Below are 24,861 nucleotides of genomic sequence, written 5' to 3' on the forward strand. Positions count from 1 at the left end.
TATAGCCCCGGGCTTGATGATTATTTCAGACGTTGCTGCAAGTAACGATCATAATCGGGGATAGCAATGGTGACTTCATTGCTAAATAAGGCCGAATCAATCAAGAAGTCTGCGGTAGAGCGGTTGGTCGCGACGGGGATATTCCACACGGTTGCCAAACGTAGCAGCGCTTTTACATCTGGATCGTGTGGGACGGCATTGAGTGGGTCCCAGAAGAAAATCAAAATATCAATTTTCTTTTCGGATATCAGCGCACCCACTTCCTGATCACCCCCCATGGGGCCGCTGAGCAAACAGTGGACATCAATACCTGTTGCTTTCTGTACCAGATTCCCGGTGGTCCCGGTGGCATAAAGTTCGTGCTGTGACAAAAGACTGCTGTTATCCATGACCCATTCGAGCAGTGATTTTTTGCAATGGTCATGGGAAACCAGCGCAATATGCTTGCGAGCCGCGATAGTGCGGGTGGTGAATTCCATCAAGTTTTCCTTTAATGTGGCCGCCATATATCAAGCTGCATATATGTTGGCGGCGTTCAATCACCCAAATCACTCACTGATGTAAGCTCTACAGGGTTCTTTCGCCGCCGCTTGCTTGCTGCTCGACTTATTTAGGGTATGTATACCAGTGGTTTATAGACAGATTACTGAAATGGCGATTTTGTGCATAGTAGCAACGCAAAAAAATGCGAGGAAACAAGCATAACCTGATGTTTAAGAATGGCCTGAGCTACTGTTCGGGTTGTTTTTTAGCCCAAAGTAGAAAACGTTGTTGAGTCCCCGCATCGGCTTGCAGGAACCAATATTGCAGCATCTGCTCTGCCACATTCTCACCTTGTAAATTGGTCGTTTTCTGTGCGGAATTAGTGCCAGCAACCGCAATGGTCGTCCCAGGAACAGCACTTATCGGTGAGGGGGGGATGGTGGCAAAAGAGGGCACCGAAGCACTGAATTGCCCGACGTTATAGGTCGCCATTGCCGTCTCAAGTGTCGCTGCGGTATTCAGATTATCTTGATGCAGTACATCGTGCCGTATGGATAATGGCCGCCCATTATCCCCGATAAGTTGATAAACCGGGTTTTTAGAGAATTTGCTGCCATCTCGCTCGGTCTCGATAGCGGGTAATTTTATCGCCACTGAACGGATGTTGCGAGTGTTAAATACCACGACCAAGGGGGGGGAGGAATACAATACTTTGGGGTCCGCCAGGAGCGGTTTTGCAATTTTGAACAGAATCTGATGCTGGCCGCTATTTAACTCCAAGCTATCGGCCCCTTTGAGTAAAGAGCCTGACATATTTTTGCCATCGACCACCAACAGGTCGATTTCCGGTGCGAGTTTTAAGGTCGTGGCTATAGCTGGAGCACTACAGCAAACGGCCAGAATCCCTGCGACCACCAGACCAAATTTCATGTGCTACTCCTGAGCGTGATACTTACTTATATTGTCAGACAGGCTAGATTATGTGTCAAAGTCTTTCTAGTTGCCGCTATTTATTTACTTTTTGAAACATTCAGTATAAGTATGTAGCTATTATCTCGATGAATTCTAAAGAGAAAGACATCAATCTAACAGTTATTTCTGCCACAGCGATTAAACCAAATCAATTAGGCGGCGTTTATTATGATTTTTGCGCATGATATACACTTAGGTGCCGTCTGGTATTTGCAAAGTGATCCGCAAGCAAATGGATTGGAATATTCTTTTAGCGCATCAGAGGAACTGAAAAATGCACGATAAAGACATTGTCGACATTCTCCAGCAGGTAAAGACGATCGCCTTAGTGGGGGCCAGTGATAACCCCGCTCGGCCAAGTTATGGCGTGATGGCGTATTTATTACAGCAAGGGTATGAGGTGACTCCGGTCAGCCCGAAACTCGCCGGCAAGACCTTATTGGGTCAGCAGGTTTATGCTGAATTAGCTGATATTCCCTATCCAATTGATATGGTTGATGTATTCCGTAATGCTGAAGCAGCCTATGGTGTCGCACAGGATGCTATTGCGATTGGTGCCAAGGTACTCTGGCTGCAAATTGGTGTGATTAATGAATTAGCGGCAACTTTGGCGGCAGATGCTGGGCTAAAAGTTGTGATGGACCGCTGCCCTAAAATTGAAATCCCACGACTAGGATTAGAAAAAAAGTAATATTTACAGCGCGAATGAGCCTAAGTTTCACCCATAAAAAACCCGGCTATTAGTGCCGGGCTTTATTGGTGGCGCTCATCGTTTAGTTGCGCAGGCGCGGGGCCTGTAACTGATGGCGAATGGAAGCGGCCAATTCATCTAATGACGGTTGCTCCGGGTGAGCATCCAGATCTTCATACGTCAGCTGTGCTTCCGCCAGATAAGTATGTATAGGTTGCCCCTCATCATCCTCAATGACCACGTGATACCAAGGTGATGAGCGCAAAGTATCATTGTTTGCAACCTCATCAGGGGCAGGTGGCTCAAGAGAATATTCAGGATCGATATCAATCACTACACCCAAATAGCCGTGTAGGCTGTGGCGAACCTGCTGCCCAATACCGAATTTACTGGCGATCATGATAACCTCCTGAGAAACATTACGCTGCCTTCTATATGAGGGCAGCGCAGGGCATTTCAAGTCACATTATCCGGCATGCAAATCCTTTCAGGTACAAACCTTCAGGGTATGTCGCGATAACAGGGTGATCCGCTGCCTGACGGAACTGCTCTATAAATTGTATATCATGACCTGCATCTAACGCAGCATCTGCTAAAATTTTCTGGAATAAATCTGTCGGCATCAAGCCCGAGCAGGAGAAACTTAATAAAATACCGCCCGGCCGTAATAGCTGTATCGCTAACATATTGATATCTTTATAACCGCGACACGCACTGGCCAGTTGGCTTTTATTTTCTACAAATTTTGGTGGATCCATGATGATCATGTCAAATTTTTCCCCTTGCGCGCGGTAATGGCGCAGCAATTGGAATACATCATCACGAATAAACTCGGCTTTGCTCAAATCTAACTGATTTAGCTCAACATTTTGTTTGGCAACATCCAGAACGGATTGTGAAGTATCAACGCTGATTACTTGCTGGCAATTGCCCATCAATGCAGCGACAGCAAAAGCCCCGGTATAAGAAAAACAGTTCAGGACACGGCGGCCATCCGCATAATGGCGGGCCGCCAAGCGGCTATCACGCTGGTCTAAGTAAAAACCTGTCTTATGGCCCTGCTGAATATCTACCAGCAGTTGCATACCATGTTCAGTAATGGGGAGCAGTGCCGGGGGCATATCACCACAAACAGTGCCTTGGGTTAGCGGCAATCCCTCTTTTTTGCGCACAGAGACATCGGAGCGGTCGTAAATAGAGCATTGCGGATAGCACTGTTGTAATGCACTGACCAGCGCAGCACGCTGATATTCAGCCCCAGCTGACAGTAATTGTAATACTAGGAAATTTTGGAAGCGGTCGATGGTGATGCCCGGCAAACCGTCGGACTCACCTGCAATCAGGCGGTAGCCATTCAAACCATCGCGCTGTGCCAACCAATCCCGCCAGCTTTGCGCTTGTTGTAGACGGCGAACAAAGAATTCACGGTCGATAACTTCATCTTGTTGGAACGTCCAGACTCGCGCCACAATTTGTGATTCAGGCGAGTAGGCGGCGCGTGCCAGCCATTTTCCCTGACTATCAAGAATATCAATGGTTTCACCGGGAAGCGCATTACCCTCAAGGCGCTGAACGGCCCCAGAGAAAATCCATGGGTGGCGACGAAGTAAGGATTTTTCACGTCCTTTAGCAAGAAATAGGCGCATTTTAATATTCTTTTTAAATCAAATAGTTAAAATTGATAAGTTATTATCAATCAAAATAAGCTCATAATCATATAGCAATATCATCCCGCTCACTACCACGACTGTCTTGATACTGACGGGTGATTTAGGCGCTTCAGTATTTTATTGGCCGTCATCTCGCATTCAATAGAAAGATTAAAATTTTTTCACTAATATATTCATAGAGCTATAATGACTGTCATTCTACAATATAGGAATAGCATCATGACTAATAAGCCAGCTCACTCAGAACTCACAGAAAAACAAAAAGCAGAAATCGACTTAATCGCGCTACAACGGGTTGAGGCGATGAACAGTGATGAGTTTCTTTGTAATGATATTGACCAAAAGATCCACGCGATGGAAGAACAGGTTAAATCCTATTTTCAGTCGCGTTTTTCTTTCCACTTGAACCAAAAAAACGGCGGCAAATAAACACTCTTTCATCTCATAGCGCCAGTTCTGTTACCCCAATTCCTTGGATAATATAATTAAGGACTAGGAACGGCGCTGTAATGAGATGCTAACAACTAATTGATAAAAATGGACAATTCCCTTGGAAAGCATAAAAGAAATTCTCATTTACATTTCTCAATCATTGCAGCTTTTCTTAGAGTTCTTGTCCGTTATTTGTGTGTTTGTCGGATTGGTAAAGTCACTCCCTACCGCCATAACAAATGTTAAAAATCAGTCTATTCTCCATTTAATGAGAACACGTTTTGGTACCTGGCTTGCTTTGGCCCTGGAGTTTCAATTAGCTGCTGATATCTTGGCAACGACAATCAACCCTAGCATGGAAGAGTTGATTAAATTGGCTATTATTGCGGTGATACGGACATTCCTTAATTACTTCTTGTCTAAAGAATTAGACTCCGCAGAGAATAATTTCTCTGTCGCCAATGACACTCGCTCCGATACACAGCACGGGGAAAAGTAAAAATATCAAATGAGGGCCTTAGCCACCTGTTGAATGAGTGCAGATATTTATCGTCATGGCTCACAAGCAAGGGATATTTAATGATTACGTCAGTGAGGGGGATATGGCAAAAATATGTATTGCAGCTTATGTTTATGGCGTCGTTCAGGGCGTGGGGTTTCGCTATAATACGCAACGCCAGGCGCTGGCGCTAGGGGTGACGGGCTACGCCCGAAATTGTGATGACGGCAGTGTAGAAGTGGTGGCTTATGGCGAGCAACAAGCAGTCGAACAGTTGCTGGAGTGGATTAAGCAGGGCGGGCCACGCGGTGCGCGAGTCGACCGCCTGCTGACTGAGCCTTATCCGGCCAGGCCATTTGAGACATTTAAAATCCGCTATTAACCTATCAGTAAGGTGAATTATGAGCCATGGCTTGATTGGTTAAATACATTTCACCGGTTTTGGCAGCCCGGCAATTTTAGTGGCTTGTTTTGCCGGCCCTTTCGGGAATAGGCGATAGAGATATCGGCTGTTACCTTTTTCTTCGCCATATTTCTGCGCCATGGCTTTTACCAGCATGCGTATTGCTGGTGACGTATTGAATTCCTGATAAAACGCGCGTACAAACCGCACCACCTCCCAGTGAGGTTCGGTGAGTGTAATATTTTCTTGTTCCGCCAACACTGTTGCCAGGGCTTCACTCCAGTCCGCACTGTTTTTCAGGTAGCCCTGCGCATCGGTATCAATCATGCGCCCTTCAAATTCCAACATACAACCTCGGTTATCCCATCAATCAAGCGGCTGCTAATTTAACAAATATTTGGTCATATCCCAAAGAAGTCTGTGTTTTTGTTTGCTAAAGCTGCTGGGGAAGCTGGCATTGCAGCGCTTGTACAGCGAATCATCAGCATGACGATTAATTCATCATTCGATAATCAGATGGCGGCTTTTTGGGCGATTAAACACAAACAAGCTTTACAAGCGGCGGAGCTCTGTTTATAGTTCGGCTCGTTGCGGAGGGGTGGCCGAGTGGCTGAAGGCAACGGTCTTGAAAACCGTCGACGGGAAACCGTTCGAGAGTTCGAATCTCTCCTCCTCCGCCATCTTCTCTTAGTCAGTTCATGCAATCACTTGCCAAATAAATATCCCGCAAAATTCATTACCAATTCCGCTTTTCTCACTGTTGAACGATGACAAATCATAGCCCTAATTACACCGCGCTATGGGGATTTTGTGCTGTTACTTGAGAGTGCATCCCGACAGGGCCACACCGGGATTATCCGTGTCATTCCTTTACCCAAGTCGCGCAATAATCCCCTAGAAACAGTAGGGGGCCAAATGACGGGCAAAAAAAACCCTTACCAATCTCATTTGGTAAGGGATGCCAAATCGGCCAACACCAGGGAAACATTATAACCGTTTATTTATCATACGATTAATTTAGGTTACGGACATGACTTAAGTCAAGTTTATCAAAATTACATTAATATGTTTAATGTTTATATGTCCTGGAAGGATATTTTTTTTCACTTTTAGCACAATTAGTGCTCAAACAAGCCCTGCCATGGGATTATTGGCATTGAAGGTAACAACAAAGTAGTGGGATATGCTGATAAAATCGTCAGGGTTGGCGGGTGCAGCTTATTCAGTCAATAAGGACGAGCAGCAAAAGTATTCATTGGATGGGGTCTATAGGATCGGATTTTGTGGCCATCTGAATGTAAAGACATCCAGATGGCAGGGTAAAACGAGTTCGTGGTAAATGAAGAGAGCCCTGGTGTTGGCGGAAATATATTCTTTTCAGACTAACTTTCTTAACGGCAGTACGCTAAGATACTAGTTCTATTATATTTAAAGCTAATCCTGCGAAGCAAAAACAGTTTAATTAACATGGGGGTATAATAATAGCTAGCCTTAGGTACAGTTTTCAAAACTATACTTTAGTACAGGTTTGTTCTCATAAGGTCAGTGCATTCTATATTAGGAATATCTGCATGGGTGCTTTATACCGAATTTCTTATTGAAAACAATGTGATAAAATTGTATTGTTACATTATACATAGTGTGAAATTGGTTTATTATGATAATTGATTATTTTGATAATGAAAGTATTAATGAAGATATAAAGAATTATATTCAACGTAGAATAAAATCCTATGGTGACCTTCGTTATTCTTATTTAGTGATGAATAAGAAAACTCCATTGCATCCGACTATTATCTCTAACTATCCTCAGGGTTGGGTGAAAAAATATAAGAAGAACAGTTATCATCTTATTGATCCTGTCATTTTGACGGCAAAAGATAAAGTTGCGCCCTTTGCATGGGACGATAATTCTGTTATTAATAAGAAATCAACAGACTCCGCAGTATTTAAGTTGGCGCGAGAATATAACATTGTTAATGGCTACACTTTCGTGTTGCACGATAATAGCTATAATATGGCAACCCTAAACATTTCCAATGGAAGTGATGATAGTATCTCTTTTGATGAGAGCATTGAAATCAATAAAGAAAAAATTCAAATGCTACTTATCCTCACCCACGAGAAGATGTTAGGTCTTTACCAGCGTAATAGCGATAAAAATGAAAAGCGGAATCTGAAAATAGAGAGAGATATATTCTCCCCACGGGAAAACGAAATTTTATACTGGGCCAGTATGGGTAAAACGTATGCTGAAATTTCAATTATATTGGGGATAAAAAGAAGTACAGTTAAATTCCATATTGGCAATGTTGTGAGGAAGTTAGGTGTTTTAAATGCCAAGCACGCAATAAGGCTTGGCATTGAATTGAAGTTAATTAAGCCTATTTAATGATACCTGGCACAATCATTGGCCAAGTTTCGAGGGTGCCTAGCTCAATCTGATGTATTTTCATGATTTTATTTATAAGTTTTTTCTGGCTGTCTGTATCAACGCCCAAATGCAAAAGATAAATAACTTCATTTTTCTCTGATTCACCTTGGTTCAATACTGTAATACTCCATCCAGAACGTTTCAGTAGTGTAAACATCCCTCTGCTTACAACGGTCAGAATTCCTTTGTGCCCACGATATATGGCGTAATTTACCATTGCTAGAAATAGTATCGTACTCAGAGAACTATTATTACCTACCATATCTCTTGCTAATGTTTTCTCAACAAAAAATCGGCTGGACTCAATAAAACCGTCAATAGGCAAATCTACATCAGAGAAGTAAGGAGCAAATGGCCCAGTAATCATGGTTGGATATTTCATATCAATAAAGCGAACACTGCAAACAATTGTGTCGTCTATTGTTCCCAATATATAATTGGTATTTTCATCATCATATTGGTCACTTTCCTTGCCATCGATACAGGTCACTTTCCAATCTAAGCGATCTTTAAACGTTATTTTTCTAAGTGAGAAGATCTCGTCTAACTTCCTTTCAGGCATATTATTAAAATTTACGTTAAAGAGTTTTAACATAATAAAAACCAAAGTTATTTAATGAAAACAACATCGTACACGATCTCTAGCGGTTAGTGCAAACATTGAACGAAACTAAACACGGGCGTAAATAGCAAATAAAGAGTTTAGCCATTGTACGTTTATTACGCAGCCAGAAATGTGAGTCGCTGGTGATTTTGACTCAAAATGCGCTATAGGTCGAGAGAAATAGGGTTGTCTAAAACTTTTTAGGAGAAAAGTGACATTAGTCAGGATTTTTATACAATAAATGGTTATAACGAAACAATGTTTCATTTCATGACTGAATAGGATGTTGACGTGGACCGGAGTCCTCCGCTTTTTACAAATAAAAAATTTGTTTTCCTCGTGGCGACGTTTTGTTGCCTTCTATGGGGCAGTGCCTATCCCGCGATAAAAAATGGCTATGCGCTATTTCATATTGCCGCCGATGATATTCCGAGCAAAATGGTGTTTGCAGGTTATCGTTTTTTATTGGCAGGGGTGGTATTGCTGCTTTTTGCCGTAGCCAGTGGTAAGGCAATTGGCCGCCTGAAGAGAGGGCAGTATCAGCAGATTGCTATTTTAGGGTTAACACAGACCACCTTGCAGTACGTTTTTTTCTATATTGGTCTGGCGTATACCACCGGCGTTAAAGGTTCCATCATGAATGCCACCGGCACGTTTTTCAGTGTGCTGTTAGCACATTATATTTATAAAAACGACCGCCTGACATTTAATAAAATCATGGGGTGCATCCTGGGATTTGTCGGTGTGATGGTCGTGAATTTCGGCTCTGATTTGATGGACTTTAATTTCTCACTGATGGGTGAGGGCTGTGTTGTATTGGCGGCTTTTATTCTGTCTGCTGCCAGTATTTATGGTAAGCGTATTTCACAAACAATGGATACCACAGTGATGACTGGCTATCAGTTAGCCATCGGTGGTTTAGTTTTAACTGTGGGCGGTTATCTGTTTGGCGGCCATTTGAGTGATTTTGGCGGGCGAGCTTTATTGCTACTGGCCTATCTGGTGCTGTTGTCATCAGCGGCTTTTGCATTATGGAGTTTATTGCTCAAATATAATCGGGTTGGTATGGTGGCCCCATTCAATTTCCTTATTCCCGTCTCTGGTGCGGTTTTGTCCGCTATTTTCCTGAATGAAAGTATTTTGGAATGGAAGAATGCCTTGGCGTTAATGCTGGTCTGTGTAGGAATTATATTAGTTAATCGAATAAAACCGAGCAGTGCGTCTTAAGTAGAACGTTTGGCCTCGTGCCACCGATTATTTCAGCGCCACACTTTATTACTCAGATTACCTTGCCTACCAATCTCTCGGATTAACGGGACGTTAAGTCCCGTTGTTGTTCTCACGGTATTTAGGCTTTATCCGTCACTATTTTGACCCCGACCCGGCTCACACGGTCAGATTCCATTTCTGCAATTGTCCACGTCAGCCCATCCCACTCAATCTGGTCACCAATTACCGGCTCACCGCCAAACAGATAGAGCACGAATTGGCCCAATGTTTGTTGTTTATCAACCCCCGGTTCCAGATTGAGACCATAAATCTGCGAAATATCGTGAAGTTTTGCATCGGCATCAAGAATAAAGTCACCAAAGAAACGTTCATCCAGTTGAATGCTGGGTGACTGACTGAACAGTTTCCCGAGTGCGGGTAAGTCATGTTCTTGACCAATAACACACAAAATATCGCCTTCTTTCAGGCGCGTATTACCGCTGGGGTGTAGCAAGTCTTTGCCACGAAATAGGGCCGCGATACGGGTTTCCTTGGGCATTTCCAAATCACGTAATGCCGCGCCGATGCACCATTTATCGGAGCTGAGCTGGTAAATAAATTGCTCCCACTGGTTATTCTTATCAATATCTAAACCGATGCGGGCCACCGGTGCCAAGGCGGGTGGCACCACCAGTTTGGTTTTGCGCGCAGCAAATGACAAACTGGTGCCCTGTAGCAGCAGTGAAACCAACACGACAAAAAAGGCCACATTGAAGAACAAATTCGCGTTGGGTATACCCGCCATCATCGGGAATACCGCCAGAATAACCGGCACGGCGCCGCGCAAACCGACCCATGAAATAAAGATGCGCTCGCGCAAATTAAAACTTGGGAATGGCAGTAAACCGATGAATACCGACAGAGGGCGAGCGAACAAAATCATCCACAATGAGAGAATTAATGCTGGAATCGCAATGGGCAGCAGCTGACTTGGGTTAAGTAACAGCCCCAATACCAGGAACATCCCGATTTGACTCAGCCACGCCAACCCATCGAAAGTCTGCAAAATCCCCGAGCGGTTGCGAATAGGGCGGTTGCCCAGTAGCAAGCCGCAGAGATAGACCGCCAAAATCCCGCTACCGTTCATCGCGGTAGTGAGTGAAAACACTAAAATCCCACCGCTGACCGCCAATAATGGGTATAAGCCACTGGGTAACTCTATCCGGTTGATAAGCAACAATAATAACCCGCCACCGCCCAGCCCGATGAAAATACCCAAACCAAATTGTTGAATAAGATGGACTAAAAACATCCAGCTTAGGCTGGTTTCACCGGCTGAAATCATGGAAATTAAGGTAATGGTCAAGAATACGGCCATGGGATCATTACTGCCCGACTCTATCTCCAAAGTGGCGCTGACACGTTCGTTGAGGCCTTTCCCTCCTAATAGCGAGAAGACCGCCGCTGCATCGGTTGAGCCTATAATCGCGCCAATTAGTAAGCCTTGAATAATATCTAAATCAAATAGCCAGGCGGCAGCCATTCCTGTCAGGCCGGCAGTAATCAACACCCCGACGGTTGCCAATGACAGGGCTGGCCACAATGCCACGCGGAAAGAGGAGGCGCGGGTGCGCATACCGCCATCTAATAGAATAACGGCTAATGCCAAGTTACTGACCAGATACGCGACTGGATAATTATCGAAAGCAATCCCACCGATACCGTCGGTGCCTGCTAGCATCCCAATGGCCAAAAAGATAACCAAGATGGGGATGCCCAAGCGAGAAGAGAGTGAACTCAGTAAAATACTGGCTCCTACCAGCACTGCGCCAATTAAAAAAAGGCTGTTAATAGTGATGGCGTCCAATGTGGGAGGTCTCCTGCGATAAAACATAAATTAATGAGGGGTGAGGAGAATTATTATACACAGATTTTAAGGGGTTGATGGGAAGATATGACCCAATTCAATGTGTTAAATAAGAATATTTAGCGGCTATTTCTCATGCAAACGTTGTCGTGTTCAGCAAAGGTAGCAGCGGTGGGATATCAGGTCGCTCACCTTTAATCGCCCAGAGGGGAATCAAGGGTGAGCGTTGGATAATAAAACTAGTCGCGTTTTAGTGTCTCTAAAGCTCTTTTCAAGGCTTCAGACGTCACTGATTTTTCCTGCTCAGGAAGGTTTTCGACAGTAAGTTGTGAAAGTTCATTAACTAATACACTGCGGTCTTTGCCAGTTATCGCGCTATCCAGCGCACCGCTAAGGCGGCTTACCAAAGTAAGCAAGGTACAGAACTCAATAGTTGGCGCAGTATCAAATGTGGGATTTTTCTCAAAATTTTCTTGTTTACTCATCACAATTCCTCTTTTTGTTGTCACTGCAAGTGAAACAAATCCTGATAAGGAATCAACAGGATAATTGCTCTGAAAGCAGAGCGCACAGTGAGGCATTTGCCATCCCGCATCCACATGATGGCCTAACAGTGTAGCGGTTTTATGACCAAGGCGGTACGCGGATAAGTCGATCACTTAGCAATAACATTATTCCATTGAATAACACTTTGATTACGCCGTTTGCTGCTGCGTCTTGCCAGAAAATAAGAATTTCAGCAAAGGAATACGGCGGTGCACCTCATACAACAGAAATGAAGCCAAGCATACAAAGACCATTCCTAGTATGAAACCCAGGCCGTTGTTGTCAATTTTTGGCGTCACGAATGCACCATAAATCAAGGTTAATGGATGATGAACCAGATAGATGAAAAGAGAGGCATTCACCAAGTAATTGATGCGTGGGGAAGGGTAGTTCAGTAACCGGTGGCCAAGAGAATAGACCACATTGGTCATGGTCACGCCCATGACTGCCTTGATAATAAGGTCCAATTCAAAGGAAAAAAACTCAGCAGTATTAGTGTGTTGGTTTAAATAATAAACACCAAATAACAGGATTGAAGCGAGCAATGCACCGGGCGAAAAGGTGAGGAAAATCTGTTTGAGTGGGGGGGAGATAAAACTGTAAGCGCCTAAAAGAAAGAATGGCAGATAAAACACGGTTTCCATAACAAAGAAATTAAACACACTGTTAAAGAGTATTTCGGGGTTAAGAAGATATATTATGCGCCGTATTACTGAATAAATGAATACATATAGAAACAATGATAGTGAGACTTTTCCTATATTATTCATTCTCTTTATCAAGGCAGGAATTGCGTGCTGTTTATTCTTCATTGTCTGGAACAGATAAAAACAGATACCGGTCAGTAATGCGAGTGTTAACAAAAACCATAAGTGCGAAACAACTTCCCAAATAGCAATATTTATTTTTTGATAAATTGTAAATGAATTCCAATCTTGTAATTTGTTGGTGTAATACTTAAGTAAGAAAAACTGTGGCAATGTAATGAGGGGGATAGCGGTAATTAATGGGATAACCACCCGCTCCAGACGAACCTGCAGCCAGCGCTGGCGCTCATAACGCTGATATAACATGAACGAAAAATAACCGGAAATAACAAAGAATACTTGCATGCGAAAAGCATGAATAAAATCATTCAATACGGTAAACACCCATAAAGGATGGGCGCTATTCACCGCCCAATGATTGCTGGAGTATATAAGAGAAAGATGAAAAGGAATGCCGAGTAACATCAAATAGGCGCGGATGGCGTCTAAAAAGTACTCCCGCTGGTTAGTGTTTTTTTTCATACTTATTCGCTGTTTGTTATCGGAATTAGAATAACGAATCCGATTTGGGCCAGGATCTTTATTTATAGTAATTATTCATTGGTAACTATATACGTTATCAATGGATCAGCGCGACAAGAAACACTACTATAAGGGTTAATAATTTTCCATAGCGTGTTTTAGCTAGGTTTGTGGTTTAGCCATGGGTTTAAACAATGGCAGGCAGTGCCATTCCGGGCATAACAATAACCGGGATTTATCTGCTTGACCTGCTGGATAAACCGTCAATCATTTGGCCATTGTGATTTTGGGGGGAGATGTGGGAGTTAATATTTTGTCGAACGTCAATAGAATGTCAAAAGGGTTACGCGTCAATAGCGTTAGATGGCTGGGAGTCACTCTCTTGCTGTCATTATTTACTTCACCGGTCATGGCTTTCTCGCTAGATGATGTGGCTAAGCAGGCGCAGGCTCTGGCGGGAAAAAGTTTCGCAGCGCCGAAAAGTAATCTTCCATCGCAATTTCGTGAAATGAAATTTGCCGACTACCAGCAAATTCAGTTTAACCATGACAAATCTTATTGGAACAAACTGGATACACCATTTAAGTTAGAATTTTATCATCAAGGTATGTACTTCGACACACCGGTGCAAATTAATGAAGTGACTGCGACTAGTGTGAAACCTATTAATTATAGCCCGGATTATTTTAACTTCGGCTCGGTCAAGCATGACCCTGAATCAGTGAAGGACTTAGGTTTTGCCGGTTTCAAAGTGCTTTATCCAATTAACAAAGCAGATAAAAAAGATGAAATCGTCAGTATGCTGGGGGCCAGTTATTTCCGCGTGATTGGCAAAGGCCAGGTTTATGGCCTTTCTGCGCGCGGGTTGGCAATTGATACGGCATTGGCTTCAGGTGAAGAGTTCCCACGTTTTCGTGAATTCTGGATTGAACGACCAAAACCTAATGATAAACATTTAGTTATCTATGCATTGCTGGATTCTCCGCGAGCCACTGGCGCTTATAAATTTGTTATCTATCCAGGCCGCGACACCACAATTGATGTGCAAGCCAAAGTTTTCCTGCGCGATAAAGTCGAGAAACTGGGTATTGCGCCATTAACCAGTATGTTCTTGTTTGGCCCAAGTCAGCCGTCGGCGGTGTTGAACTATCGCCCGGCTCTGCATGATTCCAATGGCCTTTCTATTCATGCAGGCAATGATGAGTGGATTTGGCGGCCACTGAATAATCCAAAACACTTATCGGTCAGCACTTATACGGTTGAAAATCCGAAAGGATTCGGTTTGCTGCAACGTGGCCGTCAATTCTCGCAATATGAGGATTTAGATGACCGCTATGATTTGCGTCCGAGTGCTTGGGTTGAACCACGAGGCGATTGGGGCAAAGGTAAAGTGGAGTTGGTCGAAATTCCAACCGCAGATGAAACCAACGATAACATTGTGGCGTTCTGGACACCTGACGTGTTACCGGATGCGAAGCACTCCTTGGATCTCAATTACCGCCTGCATTTCACTCGTGATGAAGAGAAATTGCACTCATCTGATGTGGCCTATGTGAAACAAACTTTGCGCTCGACCGGTGATGTGAAACAGTCCAATCTGATTCGTGAACCAGACGGCAGTGTCGCCTTCCTGGTTGATTTTGTTGGCCCAGTGCTGAAATCACTGGATGAGAATGCGCCACTGGCCTCGCAGGTCAGTGTTGATGACAATGGCGAGTTGATTGAAAACAGTGTCCGTTATAACCCTGTGACTCAGGGATGGCGCTTAACACTGCGGCTGAAAGTTAAGGATGCGAAGAAACCGATAGAAATGCGCGCTGCGCTGGTTAATGGTGATAAAACCCTAACGGAAACATGGAGCTATCAGCTACCTGCCGATGAATAAGTCAAATCAATCTCCTGTACAGGATTATATTGCGGACTTGCCCCTGACTGCACAGCAGCAAGGGGCGTTACGTGATGCTTTACCTGAAGATGTGCTGTTGAGCAGCTCGTCTGATGCCATCCCGCGCCTGCACCAGCAGCTGGCCGCCAGCACTTCAGGGCATGGGGGAGTCAGCGAGCAAGACAGTGCCTTAGCTTCAGTCAATGCCCGCTTGCAAGCGGCATGGCCCGATGCATTGGATGATGGCAAACTGCTGGCGCAAGATGACGAGGGGCGCACGGTTATTCATGCTATGCCGCCCATCAAGCGCACCAGCATGGCACCGCAGGCCTGGCGTACTAACCCGGTGGGGCGTTTTTGGGATTCATTACTGGGCCGCAGCCCGGTTTCACGTGCGCAAACACATGAAGAGGCTGCCGCTGAGAAAAAATGGCGTCGCGTAGGTTCGCTACGCCGCTATATTTTGCTGATACTGATTGTGCTGCAAACCACTATCGCCACCAGCTATATGAAGACCATTCTGCCTTATCAGGGCTGGGCACTAATTGACCCGTTTGAAATCTGGCAGCAGAACTGGCAGGTTTCGCTGCTGCAACTGCTACCTTATTTACTGCAAACCGGCATTCTGATTCTGTTCGCTATTTTGTTCTGCTGGGTCTCCGCCGGTTTTTGGACGGCGCTGATGGGGTTCCTGCAATTACTGATAGGTAAGGATAAATACAGCATTTCCTCCACCATCAAAGGGGATGAGGCGTTAAATCCAGCCCACCGGACCGCGCTGATTATGCCGATTTGTAATGAGGACGTAGAGCGGGTATTTGCCGGCTTACGGGCAACTTACGAGTCAGTGGCGGCGACGGGGCAACTCGAGCACTTTGATATTTATGTGCTGAGCGACAGTTATGACCCCGATATCTGCGTGGCAGAGCAGAAAGCCTGGTTGGAATTGTGCCGTGATGTGGATGGTCATGGCCGCATTTTCTATCGCCGCCGCCGTCGGCGGGTGAAACGCAAAAGTGGTAATATCGATGACTTCTGCCGCCGTTGGGGCAGCCAGTACAGCTATATGGTCATTCTGGATGCCGACAGCGTGATGAGCGGTGGCTGCTTGACCGGGCTGGTGCGGCTAATGGAAGCTAATCCGAATGCCGGGATAATTCAGTCTGCGCCGAAAGCATCGGGGATGGATACGCTGTATGCCCGCATTCAGCAATTTGCGACCCGGGTTTATGGCCCATTGTTCACGGCCGGGTTGCATTACTGGCAACTGGGTGAATCCCATTATTGGGGCCATAACGCCATCATTCGGGTAAAACCCTTTATTGAGCATTGCGCTTTAGCACCATTACCGGGCGAGGGCTCATTCGCGGGCGCGATCCTCTCTCATGATTTTGTGGAAGCCGCATTAATGCGCCGTGCCGGCTGGGGGGTGTGGATTGCGTATGATTTGCCGGGCAGCTATGAAGAATTGCCCCCTAACTTACTCGATGAGTTAAAACGTGACCGCCGCTGGTGCCATGGTAACCTGATGAATTTTAGGTTGTTCTTGGTTAAGGGGATGCACCCGGTGCACCGAGCGGTGTTTCTTACCGGCGTGATGTCTTATTTGTCAGCACCGCTGTGGTTTATGTTCTTGGTGCTGTGCACCGCACTACAAGCCGTGCACACCTTGATAGAACCGCAGTACTTTTTACAACCGCGCCAGTTGTTCCCAGTATGGCCGCAATGGCGGCCGGAATTGGCGATTGGCTTGTTCTCCACCACCTTGGTATTGCTGTTCTTGCCTAAGTTACTCAGTATCATTTTGATCTGGGCCAAAGGGGCGAAAGAGTTCGGTGGGGCGGTGCGTTTGTTGCTGTCAATGCTGTCGGAAATGCTGTTTTCAGTGTTATTGGCTCCGGTGCGGATGCTATTTCACACCGTGTTCGTGGTCAGTGCTTTCCTCGGCTGGTCAGTGCAATGGAACTCCCCGCAGCGCGATGATGATGCCACGCCATGGAGTGAAGCTATGGTGCGCCACGGCCCGCAATTGCTGCTGGGGCTGGTCTGGGCCGGCGGGGTTGCATGGCTGGATCTGCGCTTTTTGTGGTGGTTATCGCCCATTGTCTTCTCGCTGATTCTTTCTCCGGTGGTCTCGGTGCTCTCTAGCCGTCGGACTCTGGGGCTGGCCAGTAAGCGCGCTAAGTTGTTCCTGATCCCGGAAGAGTATCATCCACCACGGGAATTGGTCGCGACACAAGAATATGTGCAGCTTAACCATCAGCGGGCGCTGAGTGATGGCTTCTTACATGCGGTGATGAACCCTGCCTATAACGCGCTTGCCAGTGCCATGGCAACCGCCCGTCATCATACTCGCGCCATTATTGATGAGTATCGTCACCAGCGGGTGCAAGATGCACTGCAAGCCGGGCCAGAGAAATTGGCTAAATTGCGGCGTTTGGAACTGCTCAGCGACCCTGTGTTGATCTCTCGTCTGCACCAGCAAGTGTGGCAGCAGCCGGAGCAGTATCGCGTCTGGAACAGCTATTATCGTCAACTGGCGCATAATCCGCAGGCGTTTCCCGCGGCGAAATAACGGCAATGGTCAAAAAACGGGTGCAGGAATGGCCCGTTTTTTTTCTGAAGACGAAGAGTCGATTGAAGCTCATGGTTAAACTGATAAGTTCCAGGAATATTCTGGCCCGTATTATTATGCTCGGGGCCGGTATTATGCTGCTATCCGGTTGTGGCAGCATTATCAGCCGAACTGTCGCGGGGCAGGGGCATGGACACCAATATTATCCCGGAGTGCAATGGGATATGCGCGCTGGGCCTTGGAAATATGTCACTGTGATTGATGTGCCGCTGTCAATGATTGTGGATACTTTTATGCTGCCCATTGATGCCCAACATGGGCCATATGAATAGAATAAGATGCTGGCTATAAGGTGGTAGAAAGACATAGATCAAAAAATAGCCTGCCAGCTTAGTATCGATTTATACAAGATTATTATGGGTCGCAGGCCTATTATCACGCCTAATAAAACCATTAATGATTAATATTATTAGGAGTCAATACGAGCTTTAACACCACAAGTATCAGAAATGCCATTGCTACTGCCGTCAAACATACCCAAGCTGACAATCGTTTTCATAAAGCAGATATGAAATCACTGGCCGGCCTGATGAAGGAAATTAAAAACAATCCCACACTGGGACCATTCAATCAAATCAATCACTCCGATGCAAATTATTGTAACCAAAAAATCGACACAATGATTAGTACTCTGGATAAACAGGGTTCAGCGATGAAAGGCGAAAAAATGGCTGCACTGATTGGTTTAAAAGAGCAATTAACAAAAATAACTGTAAAAAATCAGCCTAAGGAAGTGGTAGATACATCCCGCCGAAATAAGCTAGCGGCAGACCAAAAGAGCGAAAAAGAAAATGCTGCTATTAGCAATAGGCATAGTAACGTAAAGCTGCCTAAAGAAGCATCTCATCGACAGGACTCTATGTAATAACAACCAGTTCAATGAGTATATAAAACCCCGCTCACTCAAAACACCTTAAGTGAACGGGGGCTTATCAATACAGATAAACAGCCATAATCAGGCGGCTTGCTGCCCTTGGGTGTTATTCATCATCCGACGAATCGGCACGATAAGTAATATCAATACCGCCGCACAGATAACCAGCGCAATAGAGCAGCGCGCAAACAGGGTCGGCAGCATATCAAGCTGGTCAGCTTTAACATGCCCGCCAATCAGGCCCGCCGCCAGATTGCCCAATGAACTGGCACAGAACCACAGCCCCATGACCTGACCGCGCATGCGGTCTGGTGCCAGCAAGGTCATGGTCGCCAGCCCGATAGGGCTAAGGCACAGTTCACCTAATGTCAGCAGCAAAATACTCATCACCAACCACAGCGGTGAAACTCCGGCCCCCCCGCTGCTAAGCACATGCTGCGCGGCATACATCATCACGGCAAAACCTGCCGCAGCGCATAAAATACCAATAACAAATTTTGTAATACTGCTCGGCTGAATCTTTTTCTTGGCCAGTGCTGGCCACGCCCAGCTAAATACTGGCGCTAACAGGATGATAAACAATGCATTAATTGACTGGAACCAGACGGTCGGAATTTCAAAACCCAGCACCATGCGGTCGGTATAGTCATTGGCAAACAGGTTAAATGAGGTCGGTTTTTGTTCAAAGGCAGACCAGAAGAATGCCGCGGAGACCAACAGAATAAAGCACACCAACAACCGGGCGCGATCTTTACGGCTCATTTTGGCAAAAGCAAACAGATAAACGAAATAGAGTGTCACGGAGGCGGCAATGACATAGACCAGCAAACTGGCAATTAACACCGGATTAATCGGGATAATTCCCTGTGAAATCAGGGCAATGACCACCACTATTGCCAGCATAATCGCGGTTACCCATTTGCCGACGCCTTGGCGCTGGTTAGTGGGTTTATTCCAGCTGGAGTCCAGACCAACCTCCTCATCATAGCGCTTCATCGCCGGTATGGCGAAGCCACGGAAGATTACTAATGCCACCAGCATACCAATCCCGCCGATACCAAAACCCCAGTGCCAGCCATGGGTGCGCAGCAACCAGCCAGACAGCAGCGGTGCAATAAACGACCCCATATTAATCCCCATATAGAACAGTGAGAAACCACCGTCACGACGGGCATCACCTGGCTTGTAGAGGGTGCCGACCATGACCGAGATACAGGTTTTAAACAGGCCAGTCCCAAGCACAATAAAGACTAAACCGATAAAAAACAGGTCATTACCGAAAAAGGCCGAGAGGGCAATGGAAAGGTGGCCCAAGGCAATCAGAATCGAGCCATACCAGACGGCGCGTTGTTGGCCAAGCCAGTTATCCGCCAGCCAGCCGCCGGGCAAAGCGGCCAGATACATGCTGCCGGCGAAGATCCCGACGATAGCTGAAGCTTGTTCACGGGGCAGGCCCATACCGCCGTCAAAAACAGTGGCGGCCATAAACAGAATTAAGAGGGGGCGGATGCCGTAGAATGAAAATCGCTCCCACATTTCGGAAAGAAACAGCCCGCTGAGCGGGTAGGGATGCCCAAAGAATGTACGACCGCCAGGGGTGTTAACAGAGGTTTGCATAAAGTCTTCCCATAGAATCGCCTTAAAATGAGCGAATAAGCCATCGTCGAGTGTTAACTTTTTGGCACGGTGGCCAGTGGTCAGGTTTAACACCCGTTACAGTAGAATTTAACGCAATAATAACGTCATTTTTTAATTTCCACCGGGGGTTATATCGTATTTTTAGATGAAAAGTCGACATGATTGCATTTATCCATCGGTTAAAACTTAAATGGGGGATTTATTTGGCTCTTTATCACGCTATTTGCATGAAGAATTAGTCAGAAAAAATGCAGGACAATAGCTACTGCTATCAGCGCAATTGCATTTTGGTAGGCTGTACGGCGCTATTTTGACTCAGTTATCTTGCTGTTGAATGTCGCGGCGCTGTGCTTTTAACGGCTGGCGTTGCAAGCACCAGTAAGAATAAAGGGCGTTAAACACAACTACCGCCGCCGTTACGCAAAATACCGCCCGGAAGCCATAGCTGGCCGACACCGCCGCACCTAATAGCGGGCCAGTGACATTACCGACATCGCGGAATGATTGGTTATAACTGAAAATTCGACCTGCAACTTGATTGGTGCAGTTATAAATCAGCAAGGTCTGCACTGCAGGCAACAATGCGCCATCAGTGGCACCTAATAAAAAGCGCAGAATACCCAGTTGCAATGGGGTTTGAACAAAGGCCATCGGGATAAGAATCAGGACGGATAATGCCAACATGGCAATCAAAATGCGCTCTGGCCCAATTTTGTCCCCCAGCTTGCCCAAACGGGGCGCACTTATCAGCGCTGCAACCCCAGGGACTGAAGCAATCATGCCACTGACAAAGGCCAGATTATGAATATCACCCGCCAATTCGCGCACATAGAGTGTCAAGATTGGTGCAATTGAGCCAGTCGCAATCTGAATAATCATAGTGGTGACAAACAAACTAAGGATTAACTTAGGATTTTTCAGTGAGTTAAAAACCTGACGCCCATTGAGCATGTCTTTTTTCAGAACTGGGGCAAACTGTTCTCGGACATAGAGCCAGGTCATGGCAAAACAGGCGAATAAGACGGCGGCAGTGATAAAGAAAACCGGCCGCAAGCCATAGTTATCGGCTAACAGCCCACCAATCAATGGCCCAATTAATGCACCACTGACCCCACCGGTTGACAGTGTGCCTAATGCCCAGCCGCTTTTGTTACGCGGTACCTGTGTGGCAATCAGCGCGTTGGCATTGGGAATAAAGCCACCCAAAAGCCCCAACAGGGCGCGTAAGGCCAAAAATTGCCAAATATTTTGCGCCAGGCCCATCAGCACCATCACGATCCCCATACCCAGTGCGGAGCGCAACAGCATGATTTTTCTGCCTTTACGGTCGGCAAGGCTGCCCCAAAACGGCGCGGCAATCGCTGAAAACAGGAAAGTAATACTGAATACCAGGCCCGACCACATATTCAATGACTGGTGACCGCTTACCCCCAACTCTTCCACATACAGTGGTAGGAATGGCATGATCAAACTGAATGCTGCACCAGTGAGAAAGCAGCCTAACCAAGTGACAAATAAGTTTCTTTTCCAGTTAACAAGTTGGGGGGCCGAGGTCATAAATTACCGATTAAGCAAAAGATTGTGTTTAAACAAGCAGATTGCTTTGTGTCTCTCTATTCGTCGATGGGGGCGTTTGAAGGGGCAACAAAGCGCAACTATAAAATAGTTAGCTTGGTAAGTATGCGCCTATAATGCATTGAGCTCAATGAGATGAATGTTAGTTTTTATTAAAATGAAAAGAGGGTTTGAAATGCGCGGATATGCTTATTTCATTTGGTAATAAATTTAGGAGCGGGCTCCAAGGGCTGGTTATAACCGGTGCTAATAAAAAAGCCGCTACGTGATTAGCGCAGCAGCCCATTTATATTCGTCATTCTACCAGCCGCTTTTCTGCCACTCGAATTATTTAGTGTATATCAGCGGTAAGCTTCATTTTTAGTGACGGAATAACGACCACTCCCCAGCAGCATGATAGCCACGCCACCTAAGAAATACATTGCTTCGTTTTCCAAACCCCAAGCACCCACTTGGGTCAGAGTAAAGAATTTCCCCGTCCCGACCATCAAGACAGCAACTAACAGATTAACTGCATAAATAAATGCCGCTGGGCGGGTAAACAAACCCAGAATAATGAGAATAGGGGTAATAATCTCGCCAATGTAAACGCCATAGGCGACAAAACCGGGAATACCCTGCGCCTGTAAAGACTCAGCTATCCAACTGGTACCGTGCTGAATTTTTGCCACACCATGAAATAACATCAATATGCCGAACGTCAGGCGTAATAATAGTTTGCCACCGTTCGGATGATCTGTCAGTCGAGTGAACCAGAGATTAAGAGTTGCGAGCATATATATCCTTATCAAGAGAAAATACTCCCGCCATACTTCAAGTGCATGTGCGTTGACCGCCTTGCTGCCACTCGAATTATTTAGGGGTAACCAGAAAATAACTCAGAGAAATTAATTCAGTATCGTCATACCAGTACGATGTTTCTATTGGATAATACTGACTGATTGTATCAAAAAAATTGATGTAAACTAATTCTCATTATCATCTGTTATATTATTTTGCTCTAAGTTAATTCCGTTTAACTAAGTTACTCATACAGTGAAGGTGCGCCTTCTGGCCGCGTTTTAAAACGCCGGTGTAGCCACATATATTGGTCCATCGCGCGCACAATCTCTTTTTCGACCACTTTATTCATAAAGGCTGCCGCGTCAACTTCATTATCTAACGGGAAGTTATCCACTGCGGGTTGTAAAATCAGTTGATAGCCTTTGCCGTCGGGTAAACGACGCGGTGTAAAAGGAATGATTGCGGGTTTAGCCATTCGCACCAGTAGATAAGTCCCGGTGGTGGTGGCGGCCTGGTCTACGGCAAACAGCGGCACAAACACACTGCTCCGTGGGCCGTAATCATGGTCGGGTGCATACCAGATGATTTCACCTTGCTTGAGGCTGCGCACCATTCCCTTGAGGTCTTTGCGGTCAAGCATGGCTTTATTTGACCGCATCCGGCCCCAAGTTTGCATCCAATCCATGGCTTTATTGTCATGCGGGCGATAAACGCCAATCCCTGGGTTGTAGATACCAAAAATACGTGCGCCCAACTCCAGGGTTAGAAAATGCAAACCTATCAACAACACACCCTTGCCCTCATCTCGGGCTTTTTGGATATGCTCGAGTCCGCTCACATGGCACCAGCGCTCAATTCGCCAGTTTGGCCAAAACCACGCCATACCGGTTTCAAACAGCCCCATGCCAACGGATTCAAAGTTCTTAATTAGCAATTCATCCCGTTCACTTTGCGGCATATCGGGGAAACAGAGCTGTAGATTGCGCTGCGTTATTTGTTTGCGCCGTTTGAGAAAGCGCATGGAAAAACGGCCAAGCGAGGTTCCCATGCTGTAGATGACAGGGTAGGGAAGTAATACCAATAGATACAGAATGCCGAGGCCGAGCCAAGTCAGCCAATAACGTGGGTGCAGTAGTGAACGATTAAAAGAAGCAACTTGCATATCTATTCTCAGCGCCATTGTAATTCATTCGGACAGTTAACTATTCGCTATTGATGGTGCCCATCATGTTGATGAGAGAACCTCAATAGACTCTGTGCCAACCTGCTTATCTGTCGTTTTAAGGTAGACTATTGTGGCATTTTTAGTGGCTTACAGGAAAACAGACCGCACCAAAAAGCCATTTTTATGTTTTTTTGTCGACTATTCCACCAAGTAAATCATTTATTTGAGGGTTATATAAGCAATGTTGATGTGGTTATTTTATCGGATTTAACACACTGACTAACTCAGCCAAGCTACTGACGGCCATTTTTTCCATGACTTTAGCCCGATGCACTTCGACGGTTCGCACCGAAACACAAGCAATATCAGCAATATCACGATTAATCAAACCTGGCATAACCCACTGGGCAATCATCTGCTCCCGTGGGGTCAGTGAAGCATAGCGCAATTGTACCTAGCGGTGTGCAGTGAGAAATATTACCGCCAGAGTGCTATTTAACTGGCGCATCTGGGTGTAAACCTGAGTGCCATCAAGTAATGGCATACGAATATCGAGCAACAATACGCCGGGCTGATATAAATCAGCTTGTGCCAGAAAAGATTCATCGGCATGCCAGACTTTCACTTTGTAACCAAGACTTTCCAGCAAAAAATGGCAGGCATCGGTAACGGCAATATCGTCATCAAGTAGATGAATCAGTGACAAAACTAAGCTCCTTACTGGCGGACAGTGGTTGGTTCAATTCATGCGCAAATCCTGATGCCATTTCACCCAGCATACTCAAACGCTGAGCTTGGGTTTAGTGCCCCGTGGGCCGGGGTATTAGTTAAAGCTAGTACCGCCCGTTGGCCGATGGTGGAGTCGCGCACCGCTCGCTTTTATTTCGAGGTTGGGGCACTTTCAGTGTATAAATTATCACTATGAATTATGGTGGGGAGCAGACGATGTCAATGGCAAAACTCAGCGCGAGTCTACTGGCTGGTGGGGGGCTGTTGGGCTATTTCGGCGCTAATTGGCAGAGTAAACCATTACTGATTGCCGCTGGAATTGCTCTGTTAGCGGGTATTGTTGCCTCGGGTTTTACCGACCGCTGCCAATAGTTGCCATCATCGGGGAGCGCCAGTCATTGGCTGATAACCGCGGCGAAATTCTCCCCAATCTATTCTCAATCAAGATAATCCCATTAGCAGTGACACTTCACTGATT

25 protein-coding genes, 1 tRNA gene and 1 pseudogene are annotated in these 24,861 nt (G+C 45.8%); 13 read left to right on the top strand and 14 right to left on the bottom strand.

Annotated elements, in window-relative coordinates:
- Window positions 1-20: 20 nt before the first annotated feature.
- Both D5F51_RS06255 and D5F51_RS06260 read right to left on the bottom strand, forming a co-directional pair.
- A complete protein-coding gene (locus tag D5F51_RS06255) occupies window positions 21-479 on the bottom strand; it encodes a methylglyoxal synthase (RefSeq protein ID WP_129195908.1) in 459 nt (152 codons plus the stop codon).
- Between the two features lie 250 nt (window positions 480-729).
- Entirely contained in the window at window positions 730-1,413 is a 684-nt protein-coding gene (locus D5F51_RS06260; RefSeq protein ID WP_162301700.1) for a DUF2057 family protein, read from the bottom strand.
- Window positions 1,414-1,729: 316 nt separating this feature from the next.
- Between D5F51_RS06260 and D5F51_RS06265 the strand changes: the two genes are divergently transcribed.
- Entirely contained in the window at window positions 1,730-2,146 is a 417-nt protein-coding gene (locus D5F51_RS06265; RefSeq protein ID WP_025378731.1) for a CoA-binding protein, read from the top strand.
- Window positions 2,147-2,228: 82 nt separating this feature from the next.
- Here D5F51_RS06265 and hspQ read toward each other — a convergent pair whose 3' ends face one another.
- Complete coding sequence (gene hspQ, locus D5F51_RS06270; RefSeq protein ID WP_025378730.1) at window positions 2,229-2,546, bottom strand: heat shock protein HspQ; 318 nt, start codon at window positions 2,544-2,546, stop codon at window positions 2,229-2,231.
- Window positions 2,547-2,607: 61 nt separating this feature from the next.
- Window positions 2,608-3,798 (bottom strand): 23S rRNA (cytosine(1962)-C(5))-methyltransferase RlmI, encoded by a 1,191-nt coding sequence (gene rlmI, locus D5F51_RS06275; RefSeq protein ID WP_025378729.1) that lies wholly within the window; start codon window positions 3,796-3,798, stop codon window positions 2,608-2,610.
- A 237-nt stretch (window positions 3,799-4,035) separates the two neighbouring features.
- Between rlmI and D5F51_RS06280 the strand changes: the two genes are divergently transcribed.
- From D5F51_RS06280 to yccX, 3 genes are all read left to right on the top strand, one after another.
- Window positions 4,036-4,245: a hypothetical protein gene (locus D5F51_RS06280; protein WP_025378728.1), complete on the top strand. Its 210-nt coding sequence runs from the start codon at window positions 4,036-4,038 to the stop codon at window positions 4,243-4,245.
- A 121-nt stretch (window positions 4,246-4,366) separates the two neighbouring features.
- Entirely contained in the window at window positions 4,367-4,747 is a 381-nt protein-coding gene (locus D5F51_RS06285; RefSeq protein WP_129195909.1) for a DUF1622 domain-containing protein, read from the top strand.
- Window positions 4,748-4,850: 103 nt separating this feature from the next.
- Window positions 4,851-5,129, top strand: coding sequence for an acylphosphatase (yccX, locus tag D5F51_RS06290; protein WP_025378726.1), 279 nt, complete (start codon window positions 4,851-4,853; stop codon window positions 5,127-5,129).
- Window positions 5,130-5,168: 39 nt separating this feature from the next.
- Here yccX and tusE read toward each other — a convergent pair whose 3' ends face one another.
- On the bottom strand, window positions 5,169-5,498 hold the full coding sequence (gene tusE / locus D5F51_RS06295; RefSeq protein ID WP_025378725.1) for a sulfurtransferase TusE: 330 nt from the start codon (window positions 5,496-5,498) through the stop codon (window positions 5,169-5,171).
- Window positions 5,499-5,570: 72 nt separating this feature from the next.
- Here tusE and D5F51_RS22480 point away from each other — a divergent pair, with 72 nt between their 5' ends.
- From D5F51_RS22480 to yenR, 3 genes are all read left to right on the top strand, one after another.
- The gene (locus D5F51_RS22480; protein WP_162301652.1) at window positions 5,571-5,729 is read left to right on the top strand and encodes a hypothetical protein; all 159 of its coding nucleotides are present in this window, start codon (window positions 5,571-5,573) and stop codon (window positions 5,727-5,729) included.
- Between the two features lie 13 nt (window positions 5,730-5,742).
- Window positions 5,743-5,830, top strand: a tRNA-Ser gene (locus D5F51_RS06300).
- Window positions 5,831-6,807: 977 nt separating this feature from the next.
- Window positions 6,808-7,542, top strand: a complete 735-nt coding sequence (gene yenR, locus D5F51_RS06305) for a LuxR family transcriptional regulator YenR (protein ID WP_129195910.1) — start codon at window positions 6,808-6,810, stop codon at window positions 7,540-7,542.
- Here the strand turns inward: yenR and D5F51_RS06310 are convergent.
- Entirely contained in the window at window positions 7,535-8,179 is a 645-nt protein-coding gene (locus D5F51_RS06310) for an acyl-homoserine-lactone synthase (protein WP_162301701.1), read from the bottom strand. The genes yenR and D5F51_RS06310 overlap by 8 nt on opposite strands.
- Window positions 8,180-8,479: 300 nt before the next feature.
- On the opposite strand from D5F51_RS06310, the gene D5F51_RS06315 reads away from it, so the two are divergent.
- Window positions 8,480-9,415, top strand: a complete 936-nt coding sequence (locus tag D5F51_RS06315) for a DMT family transporter (protein ID WP_129195912.1) — start codon at window positions 8,480-8,482, stop codon at window positions 9,413-9,415.
- Between the two features lie 121 nt (window positions 9,416-9,536).
- Here the strand turns inward: D5F51_RS06315 and D5F51_RS06320 are convergent, their stop codons facing one another.
- The 3 genes from D5F51_RS06320 to mdoC form a co-directional block, all read right to left on the bottom strand.
- Window positions 9,537-11,264: a potassium/proton antiporter gene (locus D5F51_RS06320; RefSeq protein ID WP_025378723.1), complete on the bottom strand. Its 1,728-nt coding sequence runs from the start codon at window positions 11,262-11,264 to the stop codon at window positions 9,537-9,539.
- 239 nt (window positions 11,265-11,503) lie between these two features.
- Window positions 11,504-11,749, bottom strand: a complete 246-nt coding sequence (locus D5F51_RS06325; RefSeq protein WP_162301702.1) for a hypothetical protein — start codon at window positions 11,747-11,749, stop codon at window positions 11,504-11,506.
- A gap of 210 nt (window positions 11,750-11,959) precedes the next feature.
- The gene (gene mdoC, locus D5F51_RS06330; RefSeq protein ID WP_129195913.1) at window positions 11,960-13,099 is read right to left on the bottom strand and encodes a glucans biosynthesis protein MdoC; all 1,140 of its coding nucleotides are present in this window, start codon (window positions 13,097-13,099) and stop codon (window positions 11,960-11,962) included.
- 331 nt (window positions 13,100-13,430) lie between these two features.
- On the opposite strand from mdoC, the gene D5F51_RS06335 reads away from it, so the two are divergent.
- From D5F51_RS06335 to D5F51_RS06350, 4 genes are all read left to right on the top strand, one after another.
- The gene (locus D5F51_RS06335) at window positions 13,431-14,984 is read left to right on the top strand and encodes a glucan biosynthesis protein G (protein ID WP_129199223.1); all 1,554 of its coding nucleotides are present in this window, start codon (window positions 13,431-13,433) and stop codon (window positions 14,982-14,984) included.
- Window positions 14,977-17,559 carry a glucans biosynthesis glucosyltransferase MdoH gene (gene mdoH, locus D5F51_RS06340; protein WP_129195914.1) on the top strand — a complete coding sequence of 861 codons (2,583 nt, stop codon included), beginning with the start codon at window positions 14,977-14,979 and terminating at the stop codon, window positions 17,557-17,559. Before D5F51_RS06335 ends, mdoH begins: the two co-directional genes overlap by 8 nt.
- A 71-nt stretch (window positions 17,560-17,630) precedes the next feature.
- Entirely contained in the window at window positions 17,631-17,891 is a 261-nt protein-coding gene (locus tag D5F51_RS06345; RefSeq protein WP_087769443.1) for a YceK/YidQ family lipoprotein, read from the top strand.
- A gap of 236 nt (window positions 17,892-18,127) precedes the next feature.
- Window positions 18,128-18,484: a hypothetical protein gene (locus tag D5F51_RS06350; RefSeq protein WP_129195915.1), complete on the top strand. Its 357-nt coding sequence runs from the start codon at window positions 18,128-18,130 to the stop codon at window positions 18,482-18,484.
- Between the two features lie 90 nt (window positions 18,485-18,574).
- On the opposite strand, the gene D5F51_RS06355 is transcribed toward D5F51_RS06350, so the two are convergent.
- The 5 genes and pseudogenes from D5F51_RS06355 to D5F51_RS06375 form a co-directional block, all read right to left on the bottom strand.
- A complete protein-coding gene (locus tag D5F51_RS06355) occupies window positions 18,575-20,110 on the bottom strand; it encodes a peptide MFS transporter (RefSeq protein WP_129195916.1) in 1,536 nt (511 codons plus the stop codon).
- A 336-nt stretch (window positions 20,111-20,446) separates the two neighbouring features.
- Window positions 20,447-21,688, bottom strand: a complete 1,242-nt coding sequence (mdtG, locus tag D5F51_RS06360) for a multidrug efflux MFS transporter MdtG (protein WP_129195917.1) — start codon at window positions 21,686-21,688, stop codon at window positions 20,447-20,449.
- Between the two features lie 359 nt (window positions 21,689-22,047).
- Window positions 22,048-22,482: a DoxX family protein gene (locus D5F51_RS06365; protein ID WP_025378714.1), complete on the bottom strand. Its 435-nt coding sequence runs from the start codon at window positions 22,480-22,482 to the stop codon at window positions 22,048-22,050.
- A gap of 248 nt (window positions 22,483-22,730) precedes the next feature.
- Entirely contained in the window at window positions 22,731-23,651 is a 921-nt protein-coding gene (locus D5F51_RS06370; protein ID WP_162301703.1) for a Kdo(2)-lipid IV(A) acyltransferase, read from the bottom strand.
- A 256-nt stretch (window positions 23,652-23,907) separates the two neighbouring features.
- Window positions 23,908-24,360, bottom strand: a pseudogene (locus D5F51_RS06375) (response regulator).
- A gap of 239 nt (window positions 24,361-24,599) precedes the next feature.
- Between D5F51_RS06375 and D5F51_RS22580 the strand changes: the two are divergent.
- Window positions 24,600-24,755, top strand: coding sequence for a hypothetical protein (locus D5F51_RS22580; RefSeq protein WP_167480522.1), 156 nt, complete (start codon window positions 24,600-24,602; stop codon window positions 24,753-24,755).
- The last annotated feature ends 106 nt before the right edge of the window (window positions 24,756-24,861 follow it).

This window comes from Yersinia hibernica (genome assembly GCF_004124235.1).
GTDB classification, from domain to species: domain Bacteria; phylum Pseudomonadota; class Gammaproteobacteria; order Enterobacterales; family Enterobacteriaceae; genus Yersinia; species Yersinia hibernica.